General features: G+C 68.7%; 4 protein-coding genes. All 4 read right to left on the minus strand.

What is annotated here, in order from left to right:
• Window positions 1-28: 28 nt before the first annotated feature.
• The 4 genes from ACYP5B_RS30945 to ACYP5B_RS30960 are packed head-to-tail and all read right to left on the minus strand — an operon-like array spanning window position 29 to window position 4,432.
• A complete protein-coding gene (locus tag ACYP5B_RS30945) occupies window positions 29-1,171 on the minus strand; it encodes a thiolase family protein (protein WP_459572203.1) in 1,143 nt (380 codons plus the stop codon).
• Window positions 1,172-1,197: 26 nt separating this feature from the next.
• Complete coding sequence (locus ACYP5B_RS30950) at window positions 1,198-2,448, minus strand: ABC transporter substrate-binding protein (RefSeq protein ID WP_459572204.1); 1,251 nt, start codon at window positions 2,446-2,448, stop codon at window positions 1,198-1,200.
• Window positions 2,449-2,497: 49 nt separating this feature from the next.
• Window positions 2,498-3,553 carry a cyclase family protein gene (locus tag ACYP5B_RS30955; RefSeq protein ID WP_459572205.1) on the minus strand — a complete coding sequence of 352 codons (1,056 nt, stop codon included), beginning with the start codon at window positions 3,551-3,553 and terminating at the stop codon, window positions 2,498-2,500.
• A gap of 15 nt (window positions 3,554-3,568) precedes the next feature.
• Window positions 3,569-4,432 (minus strand): IclR family transcriptional regulator, encoded by an 864-nt coding sequence (locus tag ACYP5B_RS30960; RefSeq protein WP_400097387.1) that lies wholly within the window; start codon window positions 4,430-4,432, stop codon window positions 3,569-3,571.
• Between the last annotated feature and the right edge of the window lie 410 nt (window positions 4,433-4,842).

A 4,842-nucleotide genomic window follows, 5' to 3' on the forward strand; every position in this document is an offset into this window, starting at 1 on the left:
AGCGAATTGGCGGGCATCGCAAGCGCTCTCATGCCGCCTCCAGTACCAGGCTCACGTGCGAAGACAACACGCCGCCATCCGCATGAAACAGCGCGCGCTTGCGCGGCGGCAACTGGCGCGCGCCAGCCTTGCCGGCAAGCTGCCGCGTGGCTTCCGCCAGATGCATCAGCCCGCCGGCCACGCCCGAGTGCCCGAAGGCGAGCAGGCCGCCGTGCGTGTTGAGCGGCAGCGCGCCATCGCGCCCGAAGTCGCCCGCCGCCAGCCGCTCCGGCGAAGCGCCGCGCGCTGCCACGCCAAGCTCCTCCAGCAGCATCGCCAACGTGATGGTGAAGGAGTCGTAGATCGCCAGGTAGTCGATCTGATCGACCGTATTGCCCGCCTCCCCCAGCGCACGCCGCGCGGCAACGGCCGCCCCGGTGGCCAGCACGCTGTCGAGCGCGCACAGGTGCTGGTGGCGATGCGCCTGGCCCGCGCCTGTGATGCGCACCGGCGTGCCGCTGCCGGGTTCGGCGGACACCACCAGTGCCACCGCGCCATCGGAGATCGGACAGCAGTCCGATAGCCGCAGCGGCGTGGCGATGGGCTTGGCGGCGCGCGCCGCGTCCAGCGTCAGCGCCTCGCGCAGGTGCGCCTCGGGATGTCCCGCCGCGTGCTCGCGCATCAGCACCGCGAAGCCGCTGAGCGCATCGGCGTGCATGCCGGTCTCGGCCAGGTAGCGTGAAGCCAGCAGCGCGTAGTAAGCGGGCACCGAGGCGCCGTTGGGTACCTCCATGTCGGGCTCGCCGACCTGGGCCAGCGTCTGGATGGACTGATCGCGGCTCTGGCCGGAGAGCCGGTTCTCGCCGGCCACCACCAGCACGTTGCGGCAACGGCCGGCACCCACCAGCTCGCGCGCCAGCATGGCCATGACGCCGCCGGTGGCGCCGCCAGAGGCCACGCCGTGCGCGTAGGCGGGATCGAGCGAGGCGTACTCGCAAAAGCGCGTGGCCAGCATCAGGTGCGGCAGGGTAGTGGCGTAGCCGCACAGCACGCCGTCGATGTCGTCGCGGGCCAGGCCCGCGTCGGCCAGCGCGGCGTCGGTGGCCTGTGCCATCAGCGTCAGCGGCGTGCTGCCCTCGACGCGGCCAAAGCGCGTATTGCCCGCGCCGCGCAGGTAAGCTGCGTGTTGCATGTTGCCTCGTTCAGGGCTTGCGGTGATCAACGCTTGAGCAGCGGGCACTGCGACTTGGCTACCGGCATGAAGGCCTGGTCACCCGGCACGGTTGCCAGCAGCTTGTAGTAGTCCCACGGATACTTCGATTCCGCCGGGGTCTTGACCTCGAACAGGTACATGTCGTGGATCATGCGGCCGTCTTCGCGGATGCGGCCGTTCCTGGCGAAGAAGTCGTTGATCGGCATCGCCTTCATCTGCTTCATGACGGCAGCGGTTTCGTCGGTGCCCGCGGCCTGGATCGCCTTGAGGTAGTGCATCACTGACGAATAGGTGCCGGCCTGGCTCATGTTCGGCATCTTCTTGAGCTTCTCGAAATACCGGCGCGACCACACGCGCGTGGGCTCGTTCATGTCCCAGTAGAAGCCTTCGGTCAGCAGCAGCCCGGACGCCGTCTTCAGGCCGATGGCGTGGATGTCGTTGATGTACAGCAGCAACCCCGCCATGCGCTGGGCGCCGCCCTTGGTCAGGCCGAATTCGCTGGCCGCCTTGATGGCGTTGACGGCATCGCCGCCGGCGTTGGCCAGGCCCACCACCTGCGCCTTGCTGGCCTGGGCCTGCAGCAGGTAGGAGGCGAAATCGCTGGCGCCGATGGGATGGCGCGCCGCGCCGAGCACCTTGCCGCCGGTCTCGTTGATCACGGTGGTGGCGGACTCCTGCAGCGTATGGCCGAAGGCGTAGTCGGCGGTCAGAAAGAACCACGTCTTGCCGCCGCGCTGCACCACCGCGCGCGCGGTGGAATTGGCCAGTGCGTAGGTGTCATAGGCGTAATGCACCGAGACCGGCGTGCACAGGTCGTTGGTGATGCGCTCGGTGCCGGGGCCGGAGAACACCACGATCTTGTTCTTCTGCTTGGCGACTTCCAGCACCGCCAGCGCGGGCGCCGAGGCGGCCACATCCAGGATGGCATCGACGTGGCCCGTATCGAACCACTCGCGCGCCTTGCTGGCCGCGATGTCGGCCTTGTTCTGGTGGTCGGCCACCACCAGTTCGATCTTCTTGCCCAGCACCTTGCCACCGAAATCGTCGATGGCCATTTGCGCGGCGGTGGCGCTACCGCGTCCGGTCACGTCGGCGTACAGGCCGCTCATGTCGAGGATCAGGCCGATCTTGACCTCGTCATCGGAGATGCCAGCCTTGGCGGGCTGCGCGTTAGCGTGGCCGGCGCCGCACAGCAGCGCGGCGGCGATGGCAAGCGCGCCCAGCGGGCGGCGCAGCAGCGCGTGGTTTCGGTTCATGGTGGTCTCCTCCAGCTTTGGTCTTATGGACTTGCTTTCCTGATGGTGCCTACACGGTGGCGATCGGCGTGGTAGGCGAGCCCACCGCGCCCGGCAGCCGCAGCGGTGGCGCGGTCAGCATGAAGCGCGTGCGCTGGTTGGCACGCAGCCACTGCGCCAGCTCCTTCAGGTACCACAGCTCGCCCAGCGGCAGGCCGAGCTTGAACAGGCAGTGATGGTGCAGCGGCAGCAGCGGATGATTCGGCTGGTCGGCCGGCGCGGGCCGCGCGGGGTAGCGCTCCACCGCGTAGTTGTCGGCGATCAGCGCGGCGATGCCGGCATCGGTGATCCAGTTAAGCAGGCGGTCGTCGCGGCCGTCGAGCGCACAGCAGCTGTGATGCAGCACGGCTTCGTCCGGCTCGCGTCGCATCGACAGCACCACCTCGGCAAAGCCCGTGCGCAGCAACAACATGTCGCCGGGCTCCACCTCCACCCGGTCGGCTTCCAGCACGTGCATCAGGTCGTCGTAGCCCACATTGCGGAAATCCTGGCCGAAGGCGTTGGCCAGGTCCACCAGCACGCCGCGCCCCTGCATGCCCTTGACGGCGAAGTTCTCGATGCCGAGCGCGCGTGCCTCGCTGTGGTCGTGGCCGCAGGCGTGCGCGGCGAAGTGATCGTCCTCCGCGTAGTCCACCGGCCCCACGATATGCTCGTTGGCGCGATAGCCGTTGTAGTAGACGCGCTCCGGGCGGCCATCGCCATCGGCATCGAACAGCGCGCCCACGTGGGCCAGCGAATCCCATTGCGTGGAGTACTGCAGCGACAGCAGCACCTGGTCGTCGCTGATCACATCGGTGGCGGTCGGGTCCACCTTGGCCAGCGGGAAGTTCACATACGGGATGTCGTCGCGGAAGGTGGGGCGCAGCACCGGCGGGTGGCGGCGCGGGTTGAGCTTGTTGCCGCCGGGATAGTCCAGCGGCAGCGACAGGCAGAACGACAGCCCGGCCTGTATCTCGCGCGCGCCCTTGCGCACCTGCTCGGGGCCGATCAGGTTGACGCGGCCAAGCTGGTCGTCGGGGCCGAAATCGCCCCAGTTGGAACCCTGCGGTCGTTGCTTCCAGCGCATGCTCTATGTCTCCGGTTACAGGTCGGTAGTGGTGGTTTGCTGCGTCTTGCGCGCAGTCGGGGCCTTGGTCCTTGGCGTGGCGCTGGCCATGGTGGCGTTGCGCCGGCGTGCCGCCGCCGAGTTGGGCGCCGGCGGTGTCCAGGCCGCGCAGACAGTCTCGGCCTCGCGCCGCAGCGCGCGTGCGAGCGCCGGCTCTCGTTCTGTGATGCGCTCATTGAGCGCGGCGATGCTGATGGCGCCAAGCGGGTAGCCATCCGGGTCCGGCAGCGCGATGGCGATGCCGCCCATGCGTTCCACCACCACATCCAGCAACACCGCATAGCCGCGCGCGCGGGTGGCCTCCACCTCGCGCAGCAGCATCGCCGCGCTGATGCGCGGATAGCGCTTGAGCGCGGGCGCGATGGCGTGCAAGGTGGCTTCCACCTCGGCGTCCGGCAGTGCTGCCAGCAGCGCCAGGCTGCCCGCGCCCACGCCAAGCGGGCGCCGGCTGCCCACATCGAGATAGTTGGCGCGGATCGGGAAGGTGCCGGGGCGCAGTTCCAGGCAGACGGATTCCCAGCCGCTTGGCACCGACAGGATGGTGGTGTCCTCGAAGGCCTGGGCAAGCCGGATCAGCGCGGGGCGCACGCTGGCGCGCGGGTCGATGCGGCGCACGCTGGCCGCGCGCAGCACCAGCCATTCGGGGCCCAGCGTGAAGGCCTTGGTGTCGGGGTCGCGCTCGATGAAGCCTTCGGCAGCCAGCGTGTCCAGCAGGCGCAACGCCGACGCCTTGTCGACGCCGGCCGCCACGGCCAGGTCGGTCAGGCGCGTATTGCGCGCGTCCGACAGCACGCGCAGCAGCCTGCAGGCCTTCTGGAGGGAGGTAGTCGGTACCGTCACGCGTGCGCACCCCGGAGTCGGCCGGTTTCGAAGAGTGAAACCGGTTATGGGGTTATAGGCGTCTACGCGTGGCCAGTCATTCTGCACTGCATCAAAGTTTTGCCTGATGAAATTGTCGGAGTGCCGCGCCAGCCGGGCGTTGGCGCCTGTTGCCAGTATCAGTTCCGGGCGGCAATCCTGCAAAAGTGACGTGCCCGATTAGGCTCGCCTGCGCGTCTTCCGCTATCCTTGGCGGCGATTTGCCGCGCCAGCAGGGCTTGCGGCGCCCAATTTTGTCCAATGCGACCCCACGTCCCCAAGGAGACACCATGGTTTGCCGAGCCCGCCGCCTTGCCGCGCTGCTCATCCTGAGCACCGCGGCAACCGCCGCCCAGGCCGTGCCTCCGGCTGGTTCCACGCCGGCCCCCAGC

This window comes from Cupriavidus sp. 8B (assembly GCF_054589115.1).

What these genes read in the sequence shown, in the direction of transcription:
- ACYP5B_RS30955 (WP_459572205.1), bottom strand. Translation starts at nt 3,553, where the DNA reads ATGCGCTGGAAGCAACGACCGCAGGGTTCCAACTGGGGCGATTTCGGC.
- ACYP5B_RS30945 (WP_459572203.1), bottom strand. Translation starts at nt 1,171, where the DNA reads ATGCAACACGCAGCTTACCTGCGCGGCGCGGGCAATACGCGCTTTGGC.
- ACYP5B_RS30950 (WP_459572204.1), bottom strand. Translation starts at nt 2,448, where the DNA reads ATGAACCGAAACCACGCGCTGCTGCGCCGCCCGCTGGGCGCGCTTGCC.